The sequence below is a fragment of the Dietzia sp. NPDC055340 genome (assembly GCF_053645335.1).
Map to the genome: position 1 here is coordinate 41,883 of NZ_JBSHML010000010.1, position 19,688 is coordinate 61,570.

Sequence of the window (19,688 nt, forward strand, 5' to 3'; positions counted from 1 at the left end):
TTCGGCGGGGCGCCGGCGGTCACCTCGCGCGTTCCCAAGTGGCCACCCACGCCTCCGCGCCGCCCATCAGCTGGCGCTCGAGCTCGGCCCGGTCCGGCCCGGCGCGGTGCAGGACGTCGGTGATCCAGTCGGCGTACAGACCGTACTGCGCGACACCGTCGACGTTGAGGTCGTAGACACGCTCGGCGAACCGCCAGCGGTCCATCACCTCACCGCTGGGCGCGGTGAACGGGTAGACCAGCGGGTCCGCCGCTGCGCTGGGCCGGGGCTCGGCGAGCGGGGCCAGTCCGTTGACGTCCGAGCCGAAGCCGTAGCCGTCCCACGGCCGGGTGGCGCCGGCGGTGGTGGCGCGCCAGGAGTCGAGAAAGCCCTCGTCGAAGTTCTCGGTGGGGTCGGGCGGGTAGGCGAATGCGGCCGTGAACCCGCCCATCTCGTGCATCCGGCGGCTCAGTGCCGGGTCTGACCACGTGTGGTCCACCACGAGCCCGCCGTAGCCCGCTTCTTCGGCCAGGTCGAGGGTTCGGGTCGCGCTGGCCACGCTCATGTGGTCGAGGTTGATGAGCATCCCGCGGTCCATGAGCCCGCGCACGGCGTGCTCGCCCAGCGGGGTCAGGCCCCGGACGTTGCACAGCGGCTCCTGCGGGTACACCGGCAGACCGGCGCCCGCGGGAGCGCCGGACGAGGCCGCGGCCAGGCCGTCCGCGACGGGAGTGCTGGCCAGCGGCTGGGCGTGGTCGGAGGCGCCGGTGGTGCAGGGCCGGGTCTCCCAGAATCGCTGCGCGGCGAGCTTGTTGCCGATGTTCACCGCCAGCCCGGCCAGGTCCTCGTCCATGCGGGCGCCGCCGAGGGCGTTGTCGAACTTGTGGACCGGGAACACCGTGGACACACCCCATGAGGCGAACTCGTCGAGGCCGCGGTCGATGTCCTCGGCCGTGCACAGCGGCGCGTCGTCGATCATGCGGCACCCGAACGGCTCCGAGGCCTCGACCCCCAGGGTGACCGCGAGCTTGCCCTCACCCGCGATCCGGCGCACGTCCTCCGGCGAGCGGGCGATCCGGAACCAGCCCCGGCCGGGCCCGCCGTGCTCGGCGTCGATGTGCGCCTCCATGCGGTTCAGATAGTCCACCTGCCTGCGCAGCTGGTCCATCTCGTCGCACGAGTGGGGCGAGCCGACGAGCATCTCGCACAGCACGCGGTTGGCGACCAGGTGGTTGTTGAGCACGCGCTGCCCGGCCCGCCACGACCGCTCTATACCGGTGTAGTAGGCCTGCTCGTGAAGCTGCGAGTCGTGCGCCGGCCAGCTGGCGAAGGTGGGGAAGCCCTGCGCCCCGCCGGGGATGTCGGTTCCGCCGAGGATGCCCTCGAGCAGCGCGAAGTGGCCGGTGCCCGAATGTGATGGGCAGTCTGCCATCGCCTCCGCCAGGCCGCCGGGCGCGAACGGTCGGCCGCAGCGCAGCGCCCCGCCGAATGCCTCGGAGGCGGCGATGTGGGCGTGGGCGTCGATGTAACCGCGGATCGGCCCACTGGGCTGGGCCGCCGGGACCTGTGCGGAGGTCCGGGGACCGGTTGTCGTCGGTCCGGCCTGGCTCGTCGGCGCGATCGCGGTGGAGACCACCAGGACGACGACGGCGAGGAGCGCCGACGCGGTCAGAGCCCACCCTCGGGAAAAAGGCGGTCTTGTCGTCGTCGTCATCGTCACGTCATTGGGCGCCATGCTGTGACATTAACCACATCCCCGCGGCGGGTGGGGGCTTTCCTCACCGGGCTCGTGTGTGGTTGCTCCGGTCGGGCCGGGGATCAGAGCTGAGACGCGACCTCGGAGGCGACCAGCTCGAGGTGATCCAGGTCCGACATGTCCAGGACCTGCAGATAGATGCGGCGCGCGCCGACCTCCGCATACCTGCCGATCGTGTCCACGACCTCGGCCGGCGAGCCCGCGGCGCCGTTGGCGCGCAACTCGTCGACCTCGCGGCCGATCGCGTCGGCGCGGCGGGCGAGCTGCGCCTCGTCGCGCCCGCAGCACAGCACGAGCGCCGCCGACCGGAGGATCTCTTCGGGGGCGCGGCCGCGCTCGGCGCACGCGGCGTCGACGCGCTGGTACTGCGTGGCGACGGTGTCGAGGTCGGCGAACGGCACGTTGAACTCGTCGGCGAACCGGGCCGCCAACGCCGGGGTGCGCCGCTTGCCGTGGCCGCCGACGATCACCGGCGGGCGCGCCTGCAGCGGCTTGGGGAGGCCGGGGGAGTCCACCAGGTCCACGCGCTTGCCGCGGACGGTGAGCGTATCACCGGCCGGGGCGGACCACAGCTGTTCGAGCGCGCCGAGGGTGTCCTCGAGCAGGTCAAAGCGCTCGCCGAGCGGCGGGAAGGGGACGCCGTATGCGGTGTGCTCGTCCTCGTACCAGCCGGCGCCGAGGCCCACGTCGAGGCGGCCGCCCGACATCTGGTCGACCTGCGCCAGGGAGATGGCCAGCGGGCCGAGGTGCCGGAAGGTCACCGAGGTCAGGAGCGTGCCGAGGCGGATCGTGGACGTCTCGCGGGCCAGGGCGGCCAGCGTCAGCCAGGCGTCGGTGGGGCCGGGCATGCCGGTGACGCCGCCCATCTTCAGGTAGTGGTCGGAGCGGAAGAACGCCTCGTAACCGAGGTCCTCGGCGGCGCGGGCCACGGCGAGCTGATCGTCGTAGGTCGCGCCCTGCTGCGGCTCGACGAAGACGCGGAGACCGACGGACGGGGAGACTGGGGCGGGGCTATCGGCTGGCATGGCATCCAGGATGCCCGCGGTCCGCACGAAGGCGCCAACCGTGCGGGGGTGGCCGGGCAGTCGGTTGCCGGACTCGCGCTTCAGCGCACATGAGCCGGTTGCAAGACACCCGAGCCGAGTTGCAAGACATCTGATGCGATTCATGCCCCGGTTTTCGCACCTCTGGTCTTGCGAATGGGTTGGCATGTCTTGCAACCCGGGCGGGGTGTGCAGCCCGGGTGAGGTGTGCAACCCCTGCGGGGTGTGCAACCCCGGCGGGGTGTGCAGCCCGGGTGAGGTGTGCAGCCCCGGCGGGGTGTGCAGTCCCGGTGGGGTATGCAGTCCGGGCGGGGTGTGCAGCCCTGGTGAAGTGCTTGCAGCCTCGGGCGGGGTGCCGGGCTAGTTCGTGTCGGCCACCAGCGGCTCGATGGTGAGGTGGTCCATCTCCTTGCTGATGTACTGCAGCCGCCACTTGTCGCCGAAGAGGGCCAGCAGTTCGCCGTCGGTGCGCTGGAACACCTCGACCCCGCGCTGACGGTTCAGCTCGTCGGCGGACTCGGCGTCGGTGCGGCGGGCGATGGAGTACGGAAGGTTGTCGACGATCACCTCGACGTTGAACTCGGCCTTCATCCGGGCCGTGACCACCTCGAACTGCATGGGTCCGACCGCGGCCATGACCGGGTTCGCGTCGCCGCGGGTGTCGTTGCGCAGGATCTGCACCACGCCCTCGGCGGCCAGCTGGTCGATCGCCTTGCGGAACTGCTTGTACTTGCCCAGCGACTGCGCTCGCACTACCGCGAAGAACTCGGGAGCGAACTGCGGGATCGGCGGGAACTTCACCTTCTTGCCGGTGTAGAGGGTGTCTCCGGGAGCGAGGCCGGTGGCGTTGACCAGGCCCACCACGTCTCCGGGGTAGGCGGTCTCGACCGTCGAGCGGTCACGACCGAACACGGTGAGCGCGTACTTGGTGGTGAACGGCTTCGCCGTCTGCGCGTGCTGGACCACCATGCCGCGCTCGAACTCGCCCGAGACGACCCGCATGAACGCCAGCCGGTCGCGGTGCGCGGCGTCCATGCCGGCCTGCACCTTGAACACCACGGCGGAGAACGGGTCGGTGGTCTCGCGGGGCTCCCCGCCGACGGTCGGCCACTCGCGTGGCGGCGGCGCCAGGTCGACCAGCGCGTCGAGGATCTGGTGCACACCGAAGTTGAGCATCGCGGAGGCGAAGATCACCGGGCTGGTCTCGCCGGCGAGGTACAGCTCCTGGTCGTGGTCCTGGCCCATCGCCGACAGCAACTCGGACTCCTCGACGGCGGTCTCCCACACGTCGCCCTCACGCTCGAGTGCTTCGGCCGGGCCGTAGATCTCCTCGGGCGCGATGGTCGAGCCACCGGCGGTGCGCGTGAAGTGCACGTACTCCTCGGGCGCCCCGCCGGAACCGCGGCGCAGCAGCCCGCGGTAGTCGCCGGCGATGCCCACGGGCATGAACAGCGGTGTCGGCACGAGCCCGATCTGCTCGGTGATCTCGTCCAGCAGCTCCAGCGGCGTCTGGCCGGGCCGGTCCCACTTGTTGATCACGGTGATGATCGGCAGCCCGTTGTGCTTGCACACCTGGAACAGCTTGAGGGTCTGCGGCTCGAGGCCCTTGGCGGCGTCGATGAGCATCACGGCTGCGTCCACGGCGGTGAGCACACGATAGGTGTCCTCGGAGAAGTCGGCGTGACCGGGGGTGTCGACGAGGTTGATGACGTACGGCTCGTCCGAGGGGTCGGCGCCCTCGGGGACGTAGTTGAACTGCAGGGCGGTGGAGCTGACGGAGATGCCGCGGGCCTTCTCCATCTCCATCCAGTCCGACACGGTCGAGCGGCGGCCCGACTTGCCGTGGACGGCGCCGGCCTCGGTGATCACGCGGGCGTGCAGCGCGAGCGCCTCGGTCAGCGTCGATTTACCGGCGTCCGGGTGTGCGATGACGGCGAACGTGCGTCGGCGGGCGACCTCGGTGGTCACATCGCCGGATCCGTCGGTACCGGGCTGGTGCCCGTTCGTGCCGGCGTTCTCGGCGGTGTCCGTCACGCGTCCTCCTCGTACTCGGGCGGCGCTCGCCGCAGTCGGTCCAGTTTACGTCCGAGCGGTCGGGGCCGCCCAATCCGGGCAGGTGGCCCGTGGGCGGGAGTAACCGAGGGAAAGTCGAGGTGGCGGAGCCGCCGCGGTGCTCGGGGCGTGTGCGGAGCAGGCCGCCGGTTCAGCGCCCTTCCGCGAGCGCGTCGAGGTAGCGGCGGGTGATCCGGTCCTGTTCGGCGCGTGCGATCGGGCCGCCGAGTCGCGCCAACCACGTGGCGTGCTCGGATTCGGCGGTGATGGTCAGGCGCACGTGGCCCGTGGCCGCGTCATGCGTCACGACGAACGACTCCCGGCCGCGCTCGGGGTGGCCGGGCAGCGACCGGTAGGTGAACCCGCGGGCGTCGTCGTCGTCGACAACCTCGGTGACCTCGCACGGCGCCGACACTCTCAGCCACGCCGCGGGGCCCGAGCGGGGGCGGAGCGTCACGGTCCGGCCGGGGGTGGCGGGTCCGTCGACGACGACGACGAGGCCCGCCCCTCGGTGCATGCCCCAGTTGAGGAGGGACCGGCTCGCGCGCTCGAACAGTTCCGCCCCGACGCCCAGGTGGGCGGTTCGCGTGAAGCGCCGGGGCCGACTCATGTCCGTATCGCGCCGGCGGCGCGCTCCGATTTCCGGCCGGTCACGCGGAGTGGACCTGGTTCTGGGCCGTCTCCAGGCCGTGCTGGAGGAGCAGCTCCACGGCGTCGGCGGCGTCCTGGACGAGGAACGGGACGTCGGGCTGCTCGAGCTTGGAGAAGCGCTTGAGGACGAAGTCGGCCACCGCCATGCGGCCGGGCGGGCGGCCGACCCCGGCACGGACCCGCAGGTAGTCGCGGGTGCCCAGCGACTGAGTCAGCGAGCGGAGGCCGTTGTGGCCGCCCTCGCCGCCGCCGCGCTTGAGGCGGACCTGGCCGAAGTCGATGTCGATCTCGTCGTGGATCACGATCACGTCGGTCGGCTTGACGGAGAAGTACTTCGCCACCGCCGCGGTGGGGCCGCCGGAGAGGTTCATGTAGCTGCGGGGGCGGGCCAGGACGACCTGCCGGCCGGCCAGGCGCGTCTGGGTGATCTCGCAGTTGGTCTTCTTGTGGGTGCTGAAGCTCGCCGGCATGGGCAGCGCGCGGGAGGCCAGTTCCTGCAGGACCTCCCAGCCGATGTTGTGGCGGGTGCCCTCGTAGTCGGGTCCGGGGTTGGCCAGGCCCACCACGAGCGCGGGGCCGGTCGGTTCAGCGGTAGTCACGCCACTCATGATCCCAGATGCCGTCGTGGGGGTGCCGGTCCGTCAGGTGCGCAGTTCGGCCCGGGCGATGTCGAGGACCGCGTCGGTCAGGGCGTCGAGGTCCGGCGACTGTAGTTTCCAGTGTTGCCAGAACAGCGGCACGTCCAGCGGCCGGTCGGGGGAGACGTTCTCGATCTCCCCGGACACCAGCCACGGTGTGGCCAGCTGCTCGGGGATCAGACCCCAGCCCAGGCCCGCCACGATCGCCCGGACGTGGTCGTGGGAACTCGGGATGTAGTGCCGTGGCCCGGTGGGCTGGCGGCGGGTCAGCCGGCGGTAGTAGTGGTTCTGGTGGGCGTCGCTGCGGTCGAAGTCGACGATCGGCGCGCGACCGAGCGCAGCGGTGGGCGAGCCGTCGCGCAGGTGTCGTGCCACGAATCCGGGGCTGGCGCAGGCCAGGTAGCGCATCGAACCCAGCGGGAGCGAGCGGCAGCCCTGCACTGGACGGGACTCGCTGGTGACCGCTGCCATCACCTCGCCGCGGCGCAGCAGCTCGGACGAGAGTGATTCATCCTCGCGCCGGATGTCGAACACCACGCGGCCCGCCGAGTGGACCTCCGTCATGGCGTCGAGGAACCAGGTGGCCAGCGAATCGGAGTTACACGCCACCGCCAGCGCCACATGCTCCTGGCTCGTCACCGAGTCGCCGAGCTCCCCGGCCAGGGACTCCTCGAGGTGCAGCATCTGACGGGCGGTCCGGAGCACCACCTCGCCCGACTCGGTGGCGGTGATCGGGCGTTCGCGGCGCACCAGGATCCGGCCCGCCGACTCCTCCATCGCGCGGATCCGCTGGGACACCGCGGACTGGGTGATGTGCAGGTGAGCGGCGGCGGCCTCGAACGAGCCGAGATCCACGACGGCGGTGAGGGTGCGGAGCTGATCGAGCTGAAGAGTAGACATAAGTACTGCTAATGCTAAGTCATAAACAGTAGTGGCACTACTGATGCACACCGCTCTAGCGTGAGTACGTGACCACCACTTCCACACTTCTCATGGGCGCCGGCATGGGTCTCGGGCTCATCGTCGCCGTCGGCGCACAGAACGCCTACGTCCTCCAGCGGTCCATCCGAGGCGATGTCCGGATGGCGCCGATCGTCGGTTTCTGTGTGGCCTCCGAGGCCGCGCTGATCATGCTCGGCGTACTCGGGGTGGGCGCCCTCGTCGAGGCCGCGCCCGGGGCGATCTCGGTGATGACGTGGGTCGGCGTGGCGTTCCTCGTGGCCTACGGCGGGTTCGCGGCCTACCGGGCGATCCGGCCGGGGCAGGGATTGCAGGCCGGCGGGGACGCGCGTATCCCGTCGACGCTCGGTGCGGTGGCGGCGTGCGCGGCGTTCACCTGGCTCAACCCGCACGCCTACCTCGACTCGGTGGTCTTCCTCGGCACGCTCGCCAATCAGCAGGCGGGCGATCTGCGCTGGGTGTTCGCCGCGGGTGCGTTCCTCGCCGGCATCGCGTGGTTCTCGCTCATCGGGTTCGGCGGCAAGGCGCTGCGTGGGCTGTTCTCCCGTCCGGGTGCGTGGCGCGTTCTCGACGCCCTCATCGCCGCGATGATGTTCGTGCTCGCGTTCGGCCTCATCCGCGGCTGACCTTGCCGCTGCCGGGCCGACCAGCGGCGACTGCGGACGGGCCGCGGGGGGTCGGGAGATGCAGACGGGCCCGGCACGACGTGATCGTCGTGCCGGGCCCGGTCCGGTGAGGCAGCCGTCAGGCCGCGTCCGCGTGCATCACACGCGGGAGGCTCACTCCTCCTCGGCAGCCTTCGCGGCGTCCTCGGCGGCCTCGCCCTCGGGGGCCTCTTCCTCGTCCGACTCGAGGTCGGCCTCGGTCGGCGCCTCGATGACGTTGACGAGCAGGGTCTCCGGGTCGGAGATCAGGGTGGCGCCGGTGGGCAGCGTGACGTCGGCGGCGGTGAACTGGGTGCCCGCCTCGACGCCGGCGATCGAGATCTCGAACTCCTCGGGGATGTTGGTGGCCTCGACCTCGACCTCGATGACGTCGGCGTCGGTGGTGACCAGGGTGCCCGGGGCGGCCTCGCCCGTGACGAGGACGGCGATCTCGACGACGACCTTCTCGCCCTTCCTCACGACGAGGAGGTCGGTGTGCTCGATGATGCGGGTCAGCGGGTGCACGTCGATCTGCTTGGGAAGAGCGAGCTGCTCCTCGCCCTCGATGTCGAGGGTCAGCAGGGCGTTGGTGCCCGCGTAGCGCAGGATCGCGGCGAACTCGAGCGCGCCGAGAAGCAGGTGGCGGGGCTCGGTCTTGTGGCCGTACAGCACGGCGGGCACCTGGCCCTCGCGGCGGGCGCGGCGGGCGGAGCCCTTGCCGAACTCGGTACGGACGGCGGCAGTGAGCGCGTTCTTGTCGGACATGCGATGACCCCTAGGTGAGTATTTCCGGCCCGGCGCGAAGCGAGACCTCACGGAAAACCGCACTGGAGGTGATCGCGTCGATAACGGAGTGGCCGGGCGGCCCTCCCTCGCCGAGATGACCCGATAAGCCTACCGTCGCCCGGTTCGGCTGCCCAAATCCGGTCAGGCCAGGGCCCGGGCGGCGCCGCGGACGAAGTCGCGGCAGAGTTCGGGCGACTTGTCGCCGTTCGGGTCGTCGACGCCGCTGTTGACGTCCACGCCGTAGGGGCCGACCTGCTCGGCGGCGGCACCCACGTTGCCCGGGTTCAGGCCGCCGGCCAGGATCACCGGCGTCCCGATCGGGGCGACGGCCTCGACGATGCGACGGCTGATCGACCAGTCGTGCGTTTTGCCGGTTCCGCCGAGCCGGTCCTTCGAGCGCGAATCGAGAAGCAGCGCATCGCAGTGGGGTGCGGCCTCGACGGCGTCGTCGACGGCCTCCTCGCCGGAGACGTGGATGGCCTTGAGGACCTTCCTGCTGCCGGCGCCGGCGCGAACGGCCTTGAGGGTCTCGAGGGTGACGATGCCGTGGACCTGGATCGTGTTGACCCCGGTCTGGTCTGCCAGCTCGAGAATGCTCTCCGGGGTGTCCCGGTGGGTCACCAGCACGGTGGAGACGAACGGGGGAGTGGCCGCGGTGATGCGGCGGGCGACCTCCGGGGTCACCTCGTCCTCGCTGCGGTGGTTGATCCCGCAGATCAGTCCGATGGCGTCGGCTCCGCCCTCGAGTGCGATGCGCAGGTCGCTCTCGTTCCGGATGCCGCAGATCTTGGCTCTCATGGGGTCAGAGGATCTCTTCCACTGCAGCGGTGGGACGAGCCATGCGGGTGCCCTTGGGCGTCACCACGAACGGCCGCTCGATCAGTCGCGGGTGGGCGACCATCGCGGCGAGCAGCTCGTCGTCGGACGCCTCGAGGAGGCCGAGCTCGGTGAACTCGGCCTCCTTGACGCGCACCGCCTGCCGGACCGTCAGCCCGGCATCGGCGATGAGGGTGCGCAGTTCCTCGACGGTGGGCGGGGTGTCGAGGTACTTGATGATCGTCGGCTCCACGCCCCGCTCCCGGAGCAGCTCCAGCGCCTGCCGGGACTTCGAGCAGCGGGGGTTGTGGTAGATCGTGGCGTCCATCGCGGGCCTGCCTACGCGGAACCGTTGAACAGGCTGGTCACGGAGCCGTTCTCGAAGACCTCGTGGATGGTCCGGGCCAGCAGCGGCGCGATGGACAGCACGGTGAGGTTCTCGAAGCGCTTCTCCGGCGGGATCGGCAGCGTGTCCGTGGTGATGACCTCCTTGGCGCCGCACGACGCGAGTCGCTCGGCGGCCGGATCGGAGAAGATGCCGTGGGTGGTGGCGATGATGACGTCCCCCGCGCCGGCGTCCTTGAGCACCTTGACGGCGCCGGCGATGGTGCCACCGGTATCGATCATGTCGTCCATGAGGACGCAGGTGCGGCCCTCGACGTCACCGACGACTCGGTTGGACTTGACCTGGTTGGGCACATTGGGATCGCGGGTCTTGTGGACGAAGGCCAGCGGGGCGCCGTCGAGGGCGTCGGCCCACTTCTCGCCCACCTTGACGCGACCGGCGTCGGGGGAGACCACCACGATGTTGTCCGTGCCGTAGTGCTGGCGGACATAGTCCGACAGCTGCCCCTGGGCGTGCATGTGGTCGACCGGGCCGTCGAAGAAGCCCTGGATCTGGTCGGTGTGCAGGTCGACCGTGATGATCCGGTCGGCACCCGCGGTCTTGAGCAGGTCGGCGATGAGCCGGGCCGAGATGGGCTCGCGGCCGCGGTGCTTCTTGTCCTGGCGGGCGTACGGGTAGAACGGCAGAACCGCCGTGATGCGCTTGGCGCTGCCGCGCTTGAGCGCGTCGATCATGATGAGCTGCTCCATGATCCACTTGTTCAGCGGAGCCGGGGCGCTCTGCATCACGAAGGCGTCGCAGCCTCGGACGGACTCCTCGAAACGGACGAAGATCTCGCCGTTCGCGAAGTCACGGGCGGTCTGGGGGGTGACCTCGACACCCAGTTCCGCGGCCACCTGATCGGAGAGTTCGGGGTGTGCGCGCCCCGCGAAAAACATCAGGTTCTTCTGGTTGTCGATCCACTCGCTCACTGCGTGCGCCCGTCCTTATGAGAGTCGTTCCGGGTTCGAAGGGCGGCCGCCGCCGAGCCGGAGTCCGGCCGGTTCTCGATCACCCAGTCGTCGATGTTCCTCTGTCGTCCACCGGACACCGCGAGAGCTCCCGGCGGGACGTCGTCCTTGATCACGGTACCGGCGCCCGAGTAGGCGCCGTCGCCGACGGTAACCGGTGCCACGAACATGGTGTCCGATCCTGTGCGGCAATGATCGCCGATCACTGTACGGCTCTTGTTCACTCCGTCGTAATTGACGAAGACGCTCGAGGCCCCGATGTTGGTGTGCTCCCCGATCGTGGCGTCCCCGACGTACGTCAGGTGCGGCACCTTGGTGTGGGCGCCGACCCGCGACTTCTTGACCTCGACGAAAGTGCCGATCTTGCTGGACTCGCCGAGGTCGGCCTCGGGGCGTAGATAGGCGAACGGGCCGACCTCGGCGTCAGCCCCGATCGTGGCGCCGATCGCATGGGTGCGGATGACGGTCGCGCCCGCTCCGACCGTGGTGTCCTGCAGCGTGGTGTCGGGGCCGACGGTCGCGCCGTCGCCGATCTCGGTCACCCCCGTCAGATGGGTGCCCGGCAGGATCGTCACGTCCCGACCGATCGTGACGTCCACATCGACCCACGTGCTCGCCGGATCCACGATCGTCGCACCGGACCGCATCGCGTTCTCGCACAGCCGACGGTTCATCTCCGCCGACAGCGCTGCCAACTGCACCCGGTCGTTGACGCCGGCCACCTGGTCGGCGTCCTCGAGGCGGTGGCCGCGGATGAGGCCGTTGGCGCGCCGGGCCAGCTGGATGACATCCGTGAGATACAGCTCGCCCTGCGAGTTGTCGGTACTCAACTGTCCGAGCTTGTCCCGCAGGACCTGCCCGTCGAACGCATAGATGCCCGAGTTGACCTCGGTGATCGCCTTCTCGTCCTCCGTGGCGTCCTTGTGCTCGACGATCCGCAGCACCTCGCCGTCGTCGTTCCTCACGATCCGGCCGTAACCCGTGGGGTCGGGCGCCGTCGACGTGAGAACGGTGACCGCCGCCCGCGGCCGCATATCGTGGCGCGTCACCACCTCGCGCAGCGTGTCCGCGTCCAGGAGCGGGATGTCGGACGTGGTGACCAGCACCGTTCCCTCGAACCCCTCCGGCAGGCCCGACATGCCCGCGGCCACCGCGTCACCCGTGCCGTTCTGCTCCACCTGCACCGCCGTCGACACCGGGACCCCCAGGTCGGCGGCGATCTCGTGCACCGCGGCGGACACCGTCTCGCGCTGGTGGCCCACCACCACGACGATCGCGTCCGGGGAGATCCCGGCCGCCGCGTGCATGGCGTGGCCGAGCATCGTCCGACCACACACGCGGTGCAGCATCTTGGGCGTGTCGCTCTTCATCCGGGTGCCCGACCCTGCGGCCAGGATGATGACCGCGGTCTTCCCGCGGTCGGTCTGGGGTGTCGTCATCAAGTCTCCTCGGGCATGGCGGTGCCCAGTGGTGGGGTCGACGGTTCGGCCCAGGGTACGGACCGCGGTCAAGGATAGAGGGTGGTCGCGGTACTCCGGCTGATCCCGCGGGGTAGCGTGCCCGGAGTGTCAGTGTTCAGACGGCAGCTCGCGGACACCCGGCCGCTGAGCGAACCGGCCTTCCGTAGGTTGTGGCTCGCCAACATCGTGACGGTGATCGGCGCGCAGCTGTCGATCGTCGCGGTGCCGCAACAGGTCTTCCAGATCACCGGCAGCTCCGCCTACGTCGGATTGACGGGCGTGTTCGCGTTGGTGCCGCTCATCGTGTTCGGACTGTGGGGTGGCGCCCTGGCCGACGCGCTCGACCGGCGCAGGCTGCTCTTGATCACCACGCTCGGGCTCATCGCGACCGCGGTGCTGTTCTGGCTCCAGGCCGCGGCGGGCAACCAGAACGTGTGGCTGGTCATGGTGCTGCTGGCGGTCCAGCAGGCGTTCTTCGCCGTCAACCAGCCCACCCGCGCGGCGATCATCCCGCGGCTGATCCCGTCGGACCAGCTCGCGTCCGCCTCCGCGCTCAACATGACGGTCATGCAGTTCGGGGCGATCGTCGGCCCCGTCTCGGCAGGCATCCTCATCCCTGTGGTGGGACTGGACACCCTGTACCTGCTCGACTCGATCGCCCTGCTGGCCACGCTGTGGGCGGTGTTCCGGTTGCCGCCCCAGCCCGTCGAGGGCGAGCGCCGGTCGGTCGGGTTGCGGTCGGTGTTCGACGGGTTCGTCTACCTGGCCACCCGCCGCATCCTGCTCGCCTCGTTCCTGGTCGACATCATCGCGATGGTCTTCGGCATGCCGCGTGCGCTGTTCCCGCAGATCGCCACCGAGTCGTTCGGCGACCCGGTCAGCGGCGGCACCGCACTGGGCATGCTCTTCGCGGCGATGAGTGTGGGCGCCGTGCTGGGTGGCGTGTTCTCCGGCTGGATCCCGCGTGTGCGACGCCAGGGCCTGGCGGTCCTGGTGTGCGTGGCGCTGTGGGGGTTGGCGATGGTCGCGTTCGGCCTCGTCGTGGCGGCGGCCTCGCCGGGCGGGTCGGCGTGGTGGCTGTGGCTGGCGCTCATCGCGCTGGCGTTCGGCGGCGCCGTCGACATGATCTCGGCCGCGTTCCGCCAGGCGATCCTGCTGGACTCGGCCACCGACGAGATGCGCGGCCGCCTGCAGGGCGTGTTCATCGTGGTGGTGGCCGGCGGGCCCCGCATCGGCGACGTTGCCCACGGCGTGGCCGCCGCGTCGGTGGGTACCGCGGTCGCCGCCTCGGGAGGTGGCGTGCTGGTGGTGATCGGTGTGGTGATCTGTGCTGTCGCGTTCCCGGCGTTCCTGCGCTACACCGTCCGCAGTGCGGTGGAGCGGGGAAGCAAGGGCTGAGCGGCCCCGGCCTCAGCCCGCCGGGTACTGCGCGCCCCGCAGCAGCCGCGCCAGGTGCGCCGCGTTTGCCGCCGCCGTCGAGTTGGTCGAGGCCACTGCCGACGGCGTCTCGTCGAGATCCAGGTAGTCCACCGGGTTCATGGCCTCGCCGTTCCAGTAGGTGCAGCCCTGCGCCGGGATGGTGAACCCGATGTCGCTCAGGCCCTGGAACAGGTCGGCGACGATCTTGTGCGCGCCGTCCTCGTTCCCGACCACCGCCACCACGGCCACCTTGCCGAACATGGCCGGGCGACCCTCGTCGTCGGTCGCGGACAGCTGCGCATCCAGCCGTTCGAGAACGCGCTGCGCGATGCTGGACGGGTTACCCAGCCAGGTCGGCGTGGCCAGCACCAGTACGTCGGCGGCCCTGACCTTCTCGAGGAGGGCGGGCCACTCGTCGCCGCCGCCCATGTCGTCCTCGACGCCCGGCCGCACGTCGTGGTCGACGACCCGCACGGTCTCCCCGGCGACCCCGTGGCCGGCGAGCTCGTCGAGCACCTGTCGTGCGATGAGTTCGCTACTGGACTCCGCGGGCGAGGCCTTGAGCGAGCAGACGAGCGCCAATGCCTTCAGATCCGTATCCATGTGCCGCACGCTAGGACCGTGGCCCTCCTCACACAACCGGTCGCGCCACGTTCCGCGGGCCGTTGGCCCGCACCACGACGTCCCTGCCGACCAGCTCTTCGCGAACGGAGAGTTCGGTCAGTTCCTCGGACAGGAACGCCAGGAAACGCGACCCGTCCGCGTGCAGGGAGCCGATCATGATCCCGCGATCCGGCCCGCCTGATCCGTGGTGCACGGTGTACGACTCGATACGCGCGGATCCCTCGGCGTGCCGGGCGACCGGCCGCCGGGACGCAGGGTCCGGCACCCGGGCGGCGGGACCGGATACCTGGGCGGTGGGACTCGATACCCGGGCGGCAGGGCCGGTCAGGGCCCGGGCGCGCGCGGGATCGCCGCCGCACCACGGGCGCGGGTCGGGGGAGTAGATCCCGACCGAGTACTTGTCGAGGATCCCGCCGTTGGCGCCGACCAGACCGTATCCGCCACCTGCCGCACGCAGTGCGGAGACGGTCTCGGCGATCGCGTGCGTGCTGTAGCCGTTGCCGGGCCCGCCGAAGAACGGCAGACCGCCGGTCACGGTGAAGCGGCGTGGATCGTCGACCCGGAGCCCGAGCCCGTCGAGAACCGCGAACACCGGCGCGGCAAAGCAGCTGTAGAGGTCGAAGGTCGTCACGTCGTCGACGCCGATCCCCGCCATGTCGAGCGCCGTCGACACGGCGTCCACCGCCGAGGTCCCGCGGTCCAACCTCGGCCGCTCGAGCAGCGGGAGGTCCGTGACGTCGGCGTGTCCGTGCAGGTACACCCACCGCTCCCGTGGCACACCCGCCGCCTGCGCCGCGTCCTGGGACATGAGCAGGACCGCCGCTCCGAGGTTTACCTTCTCCCGCGCGATCGTCCGACGTGGATAGGGAGACCACACCATGCGGTTGTCCGGGGTGACGGTGGCGAGTTTCTCGGCGGTGAACGCCCGCCGCACGGCCGCGAGCGGATTCCCGGCGGCGACCTCGGTGAACGGCGCGAACAGCTCACCGATCGCGCGGCGATAGGCCGCCGGATCCATGCCGAGCGCGGCCCGACGGGCGGTATCGACCAGCGCATAGGCGGCCGGGGCGCTGAACAGTTCGTGGGTGAGCAGGTTGTCGTCGAGGTAGTAGTCCCACCCGGCGCCGCGGTCCTCGAGAGGGCCGTCGGTGTGATCGGCGAAATCCGGCCGGTCGTTCCTGTCGGCGAAGTGAGCCTCCGTCGACAGGGCCTCGCCGCCTGTGATCAGTACCGCGTCGCAGTCGCCGCGGGCGATCCGGCCGCTGAACTCGGTGACCAGGTGCTGCGGGCTCTGCCCACCCACCATCTCCAGCACGGCGCGGGGCGGGTCGATCCCGATGCGTCCACAGACGGCGCGCGGGTAGTTCGACGCCCCGCCGAGAGGTGGCTCGACCGGCCCGGACAGCTCGAACGGTCGGATACCCGCGAGCACATCGATTGCGGTCGAGACCCTGCCCGGCGACCCCGCCGCATCCTCGATCGCCGCCCGCCCGGCCGCGGCCGCCAGGTCAGCGGACGACCAAAACCGATAATCGGCGGAGTCGAGCGGGTCCGACGCCTGCCCGACCCCGACGATCACCGGCGTGGTTCCAGGGGCTGGATTCATGGGCCACTCCTCATCGCATGTCCACCCGATCATCCCGCGAGCGCGCCCGGAGCGGTGGAGACATCATTGAAGGTTCCCTAACCTCGGGCCACGCCCGACCTGAACCGGCAGCGGCGTCCTCAGGTGCGCCGGTGGAAAGGGGATCACCATGTCCGAGGACACTCGGTCCGCAGAGAAGGAGTCGGTGGCCGACGTCGTCGTCGAACGACTGACGGCCTGGGACGTCGAGAGGATCTACGGCTACGCGGGGGACGGCAACAACCCCCTGCTCGGCGCGCTGCGCCGATCCGGTGTCGGCCCGCGCTTCATGCGCGCCCGCCACGAGGAGGCGGCCGCGTTCATGGCGGTGGGCGACGCCAAATACTCCGGCCAGGCGGGCGTGGTCTGCTCCACCCAGGGACCGGGCGCCGCCCACCTGCTCAACGGTCTCTACGACGCCAAGCTCGACAGCGTCCCCGTGGTGGCGCTGGTCGCGCAGCAGCACACGAGTGTGCTCGGCTCCGGCTACCAGCAGGAGATCGACCTGGCCGCCGTGTTCGCGGACGTGGCCGGGCCGTACATGCAGACCGTGGCGTCGGCCGAGCAGGTGCCGATGGTCCTCGACCGTGCGTTCCGCGCCGCGCTGACCTATCGCACGCCCGTGGTGGTGGTCCTGCCCCACGACGTGCAGAACCTGCCGGCGCCGGAGCTCGGTGACGAGCTCGACCAGGAGCACGGCGTGGTGGTGACCGCGCCCGAGTGGACGCACGGCGTGGTGACCCCGCGCGACGACGACGTGGCCCGCGCCGTAGAAGTCCTGGACGCGGGGGAGCGGATCGCGATCCTGGCCGGGCGTGGGGTGGCCGGGGCGCGCGACGAACTCATGGAGCTGGCCGAGCGCCTGGACGCGGGCGTCACGATGAGCTTGCTCGGCAAACCCTACGTCGACGAATCGTCGCCGCTGGTGGGCGGCACCATGGGGCATCTGGGGACGACGGCGAGTGCGCGGATCCTCCAGAACTGCGACACCCTGCTGATCGTCGGTTCGAACGATCCGTGGACGGAGTTCTATCCGCGCCCGGGGCAGGCGCGGGCGGTGCAGATCGATCTGGATCCGGCGAATCTGGCCAACCGCTATCCGGTCGAGGTGGGGATGGTCGGTGAGGCGGCGTATGCGCTGAGGGCGCTGACCGAACGGGTCGCCAGCCGGGATCGCTCCACCTGGCGTTCGGATGTCGAGACGTGGGTGGGGCAGTGGCGGGAGATCTCCCGCGAGCGGGCCGAGGTGACCGCGCGGGGGCTGAACCCCGAGCTGGTGGCGCGGCGGCTGGCCGAGTGTCTGCCGCACGATGCCCGCCTGTCGGTGGACGTGGGCAGCTCCGTCTACCACTACGTGCGGCAGATGGACCTGCCCACCTCGGTGCCCGCGCACCTGTCCAGCACGCTGGCGTCGATGGGGTGCGGGGTGCCTTACGCGCTGGCCGCCAAGGCCGGGGCCCCCGGCCGGCCCGTGGCGCTGCTGGCCGGCGATGGCGCCATGCAGATGCTGGGAATCAACGAGCTCATCACGGTGGCCGAGTCCTGGCCCGGGTGGGAGGACCCGGTGATGGTCGTGGTGGTGCTGAGTAACCGCGATCTGGCGGAGGTGAGCTGGGAGCAGCGCGAGTCCGAGGCCCAGCCCCGGTTCGCGCGGTCCCAGGAGGTGCCCGGCTTCGACATGGCCGGTTATGCCGAACTGCTCGGACTGCGCGGGGTACGGGTGGAGACGGCCGAGGAGGTGGCGCCGGCGCTGGAGGCGGCGTTCTCGGCGGACCGGCCCACTGTGATCGATGCCGTCACCGATCCGGATATCCCGCTTCTGCCGCCGTTCCCGCACGGACGCGAGATGCTGGAGAGCATGCGGGCGGGCCTGCGGGCCGAGGGCGAGGCGGGGTCCCACGCGCTGGAACTGTTGGAGACCTACGCACGGATGGAAGAGGAGCGGTTCACATGAGCGCACCGAACACACCCGGCGGAAATGGCGGCCGCGAACCGGACTTCCGCCCCGGGCCGGATCCGAACTTCCGTCAGGACGAGCACGCCGGCTTCGGGCCCGACGCGGAGGTCGAACGCACCCCGCGCCGCGGCCGGCAGCCGGTGCTGGCGGTCCTGGCGATCATCGGCATCGTGCTGCTGGTGCTGGCCGTGGGGATCTTCGGCGGGATCTTCTGACGGCTCGGCGGCGCCGGCAGTCGGGAAGGGCGCGGCCACTGAGCTTGTGCTCCCCCGCCAGGACTCGAACCTGAAATGCCTGAACCAAAATCAGGAGTGTTGCCGATTACACCACGGGGGAACGGTCCGCGAGCGGGCCAGCACCAGTCTGGCATACGAGCACGGCCCCACCGCCGCGTACCCGTTCGCGGATGGGTGGCCAGGCTCACACGGGGGAGTCCGCCCCCCGATCGGTCGGCCGCGCCCAATGCTCCGACTAGGCTTTTCCGTCGAGGGAGGCCACACCACATGACAGGTCAGTCGGAAATGACGCCGGCGCCGCGTACCAGGATGTCAGCGGCCAAGCGCCGCCAGCAGTTGGTCGAGGTGGGCCGCCGGATCTTCGCCGAGTACGGCTACGACGCGGCCACTGTGGAGGAGATCGCGTCGGTCGCAGGCGTGTCCAAGCCCGTCGTCTACGAGCACTTCGGCGGCAAGGAGGGCCTGTACGCGGTGGTGTGCGACCGCGAGTTGGCCTATTTGGGTGCCGAGATCACCGAGGCGTTGGAGGGCGAGGGGTCGCGCCGCCGCATCGAGCGCGCCGCGATGGCGTTGCTTCGCTACGTGGAGGAGCGCACCGACGGGTTCCGGATCCTCGTGCGTGACTCATCGCTGAGCAATGGCGGCTCGTACTCGACGCTGCTCAACGACGCCACGGCCAGTGTCACGTACATCCTCGAGGAGGAGTTCGTGGCCCGCGGGTTCGACCCGGTCACGACGAACGTCTATGCCCAGGCCCTGGTCGGCATGGTCTCCGGTACCGCACAGTGGTGGCTTGACGAGCGCACTCCGCCCAAGGAGAACGTGGCTGCGCATATCGTCAATCTCTGCTTCAACGGCCTGTCGCACCTCGATCCCGCGCCGTCGCTCGAGTCCGACGTCATGGCGAAGTACTCCGGCCACAGTCATCCGGCCGGCGACTCGGCCGGGCGCGATCTGCGCCCGGGGCCGGCCCGGCCCTGAGCGCACCGGAAGTGATGCGGGCCCATGAGCGCACGCGAGGTCCACGGCGAGTCCGCCACCTTCTGCGAGGCACCGGCGGACTACGTCGTCGAGACGTACTTCGTCCTCCGGATGGTCATCGCCGGCGGCGCGATCGCCCTCCCGGTCGCACTTCTCGTCTGGGTGGCTGTCGACCCCGACCTGGCGATGAGGGATTCGATCAGCGCCTTCTATTACACGCCGGCGCGCGGCCTTGTCGTGGGAACGCTGGTGGCGATCGGCGTGGCGCTGGTGGCGTACCGCGGGTATACGCGCGGTGAGAACCGGCTGCTCAACGCCGCAGGAACTCTCGCTATTGTCGTGGCCCTGTTTCCGACCGTGGATCCGGCGCTACCAGGGCTGAGTCCGGTGAGCGTCATCCACGCGGTGGCCGCGGTGGCGTTTTTCGTCCTGGCCGCACTGTCGATCGTCTTCTACGGGTCCGAGACCATCAGCTCTCTTCCCGATCCCGGTGTGCAGCAGAGGTACCGCGTGACCTACCGGACGTTGGTGGTCCTGCTTCTCCTTCTCCCGGCCGCCGCCCTGCTCATGGCGTGGTTGTGGGAGTCCACCGCCGCGCTGTTCGTCGTCGAATCGGCGACGCTCTTCGCATTCGCCACCTTCTGGCTGGTCAAGACCTACGAGCTGTCCCGATCCCACACCCGGACGCGGATCGTGTGAGGGGCAC

Annotated in this window: 19 protein-coding genes and 1 tRNA gene; 6 read left to right on the forward strand and 14 right to left on the reverse strand. The window is 70.3% G+C overall.

Translation table 11 applies throughout. The features are described 5' to 3' along the window. Nucleotides 1-19: 19 nt before the first annotated feature. From ACWIFB_RS09190 to ACWIFB_RS09215, 6 genes are all read right to left on the reverse strand, one after another. A complete protein-coding gene (locus ACWIFB_RS09190) occupies nt 20-1,714 on the reverse strand; it encodes a hypothetical protein (RefSeq protein WP_454058064.1) in 1,695 nt (564 codons plus the stop codon). Between the two features lie 83 nt (nt 1,715-1,797). Continuing rightward, the gene (locus ACWIFB_RS09195; RefSeq protein WP_454058065.1) at nt 1,798-2,760 is read right to left on the reverse strand and encodes an LLM class F420-dependent oxidoreductase; all 963 of its coding nucleotides are present in this window, start codon (nt 2,758-2,760) and stop codon (nt 1,798-1,800) included. Nucleotides 2,761-3,138: 378 nt separating this feature from the next. After that, complete coding sequence (locus ACWIFB_RS09200; protein WP_230930091.1) at nt 3,139-4,746, reverse strand: peptide chain release factor 3; 1,608 nt, start codon at nt 4,744-4,746, stop codon at nt 3,139-3,141. 235 nt (nt 4,747-4,981) lie between these two features. After that, the gene (locus ACWIFB_RS09205) at nt 4,982-5,440 is read right to left on the reverse strand and encodes a DUF1990 family protein (RefSeq protein WP_454058066.1); all 459 of its coding nucleotides are present in this window, start codon (nt 5,438-5,440) and stop codon (nt 4,982-4,984) included. Nucleotides 5,441-5,480: 40 nt separating this feature from the next. Next, the gene (pth, locus tag ACWIFB_RS09210) at nt 5,481-6,089 is read right to left on the reverse strand and encodes an aminoacyl-tRNA hydrolase (protein WP_452100649.1); all 609 of its coding nucleotides are present in this window, start codon (nt 6,087-6,089) and stop codon (nt 5,481-5,483) included. A 33-nt stretch (nt 6,090-6,122) separates the two neighbouring features. Next, a complete protein-coding gene (locus ACWIFB_RS09215) occupies nt 6,123-7,019 on the reverse strand; it encodes a LysR family transcriptional regulator ArgP (RefSeq protein ID WP_454058067.1) in 897 nt (298 codons plus the stop codon). A gap of 68 nt (nt 7,020-7,087) precedes the next feature. On the opposite strand from ACWIFB_RS09215, the gene ACWIFB_RS09220 reads away from it, so the two are divergent. Then, the gene (locus ACWIFB_RS09220; RefSeq protein ID WP_454058068.1) at nt 7,088-7,705 is read left to right on the forward strand and encodes a LysE/ArgO family amino acid transporter; all 618 of its coding nucleotides are present in this window, start codon (nt 7,088-7,090) and stop codon (nt 7,703-7,705) included. 153 nt (nt 7,706-7,858) lie between these two features. Here the strand turns inward: ACWIFB_RS09220 and ACWIFB_RS09225 are convergent, their stop codons facing one another. The 5 genes from ACWIFB_RS09225 to glmU all read right to left on the reverse strand — a co-directional run bounded on the left by ACWIFB_RS09225 (nt 7,859) and on the right by glmU (nt 12,120). Next, nucleotides 7,859-8,488 carry a 50S ribosomal protein L25/general stress protein Ctc gene (locus tag ACWIFB_RS09225; RefSeq protein ID WP_454058069.1) on the reverse strand — a complete coding sequence of 210 codons (630 nt, stop codon included), beginning with the start codon at nt 8,486-8,488 and terminating at the stop codon, nt 7,859-7,861. Nucleotides 8,489-8,650: 162 nt separating this feature from the next. Beyond that, entirely contained in the window at nt 8,651-9,307 is a 657-nt protein-coding gene (locus tag ACWIFB_RS09230; RefSeq protein WP_454058070.1) for a phosphoribosylanthranilate isomerase, read from the reverse strand. Between the two features lie 4 nt (nt 9,308-9,311). Then, a complete protein-coding gene (arsC, locus tag ACWIFB_RS09235; protein WP_230930016.1) occupies nt 9,312-9,653 on the reverse strand; it encodes an arsenate reductase (glutaredoxin) in 342 nt (113 codons plus the stop codon). 11 nt (nt 9,654-9,664) lie between these two features. Continuing rightward, nucleotides 9,665-10,642: a ribose-phosphate diphosphokinase gene (locus ACWIFB_RS09240; RefSeq protein WP_295649082.1), complete on the reverse strand. Its 978-nt coding sequence runs from the start codon at nt 10,640-10,642 to the stop codon at nt 9,665-9,667. Beyond that, nucleotides 10,639-12,120, reverse strand: coding sequence for a bifunctional UDP-N-acetylglucosamine diphosphorylase/glucosamine-1-phosphate N-acetyltransferase GlmU (glmU, locus tag ACWIFB_RS09245; RefSeq protein WP_454058071.1), 1,482 nt, complete (start codon nt 12,118-12,120; stop codon nt 10,639-10,641). Before glmU ends, ACWIFB_RS09240 begins: the two co-directional genes overlap by 4 nt. Before the next feature lie 126 nt (nt 12,121-12,246). On the opposite strand from glmU, the gene ACWIFB_RS09250 reads away from it, so the two are divergent. Then, entirely contained in the window at nt 12,247-13,539 is a 1,293-nt protein-coding gene (locus tag ACWIFB_RS09250; protein WP_454058072.1) for an MFS transporter, read from the forward strand. A gap of 12 nt (nt 13,540-13,551) precedes the next feature. Here the strand turns inward: ACWIFB_RS09250 and ACWIFB_RS09255 are convergent, their stop codons facing one another. Next, nucleotides 13,552-14,163, reverse strand: coding sequence for a flavodoxin family protein (locus tag ACWIFB_RS09255; protein ID WP_454058073.1), 612 nt, complete (start codon nt 14,161-14,163; stop codon nt 13,552-13,554). Nucleotides 14,164-14,191: 28 nt separating this feature from the next. Continuing rightward, nucleotides 14,192-15,790 (reverse strand): acetyl-CoA acetyltransferase, encoded by a 1,599-nt coding sequence (locus ACWIFB_RS09260; protein ID WP_454058074.1) that lies wholly within the window; start codon nt 15,788-15,790, stop codon nt 14,192-14,194. 148 nt (nt 15,791-15,938) lie between these two features. Between ACWIFB_RS09260 and ACWIFB_RS09265 the strand changes: the two genes are divergently transcribed. Together ACWIFB_RS09265 and ACWIFB_RS09270 are read left to right on the forward strand one after the other, a co-directional pair. Beyond that, a complete protein-coding gene (locus ACWIFB_RS09265; protein WP_454058075.1) occupies nt 15,939-17,762 on the forward strand; it encodes a thiamine pyrophosphate-requiring protein in 1,824 nt (607 codons plus the stop codon). Continuing rightward, nucleotides 17,759-17,980: a hypothetical protein gene (locus ACWIFB_RS09270; RefSeq protein WP_230930010.1), complete on the forward strand. Its 222-nt coding sequence runs from the start codon at nt 17,759-17,761 to the stop codon at nt 17,978-17,980. The genes ACWIFB_RS09265 and ACWIFB_RS09270 overlap by 4 nt, the downstream gene beginning before the upstream one ends. A gap of 49 nt (nt 17,981-18,029) precedes the next feature. Here ACWIFB_RS09270 and ACWIFB_RS09275 read toward each other — a convergent pair. After that, a tRNA-Gln gene (locus ACWIFB_RS09275) sits at nt 18,030-18,101 on the reverse strand. Nucleotides 18,102-18,310: 209 nt separating this feature from the next. On the opposite strand from ACWIFB_RS09275, the gene ACWIFB_RS09280 reads away from it, so the two are divergent. Together ACWIFB_RS09280 and ACWIFB_RS09285 are read left to right on the forward strand one after the other, a co-directional pair. Further along, a complete protein-coding gene (locus tag ACWIFB_RS09280) occupies nt 18,311-18,982 on the forward strand; it encodes a TetR/AcrR family transcriptional regulator (protein ID WP_452100639.1) in 672 nt (223 codons plus the stop codon). 24 nt (nt 18,983-19,006) lie between these two features. After that, entirely contained in the window at nt 19,007-19,681 is a 675-nt protein-coding gene (locus ACWIFB_RS09285; protein WP_454058076.1) for a hypothetical protein, read from the forward strand. Nucleotides 19,682-19,688 lie beyond the last annotated feature (7 nt).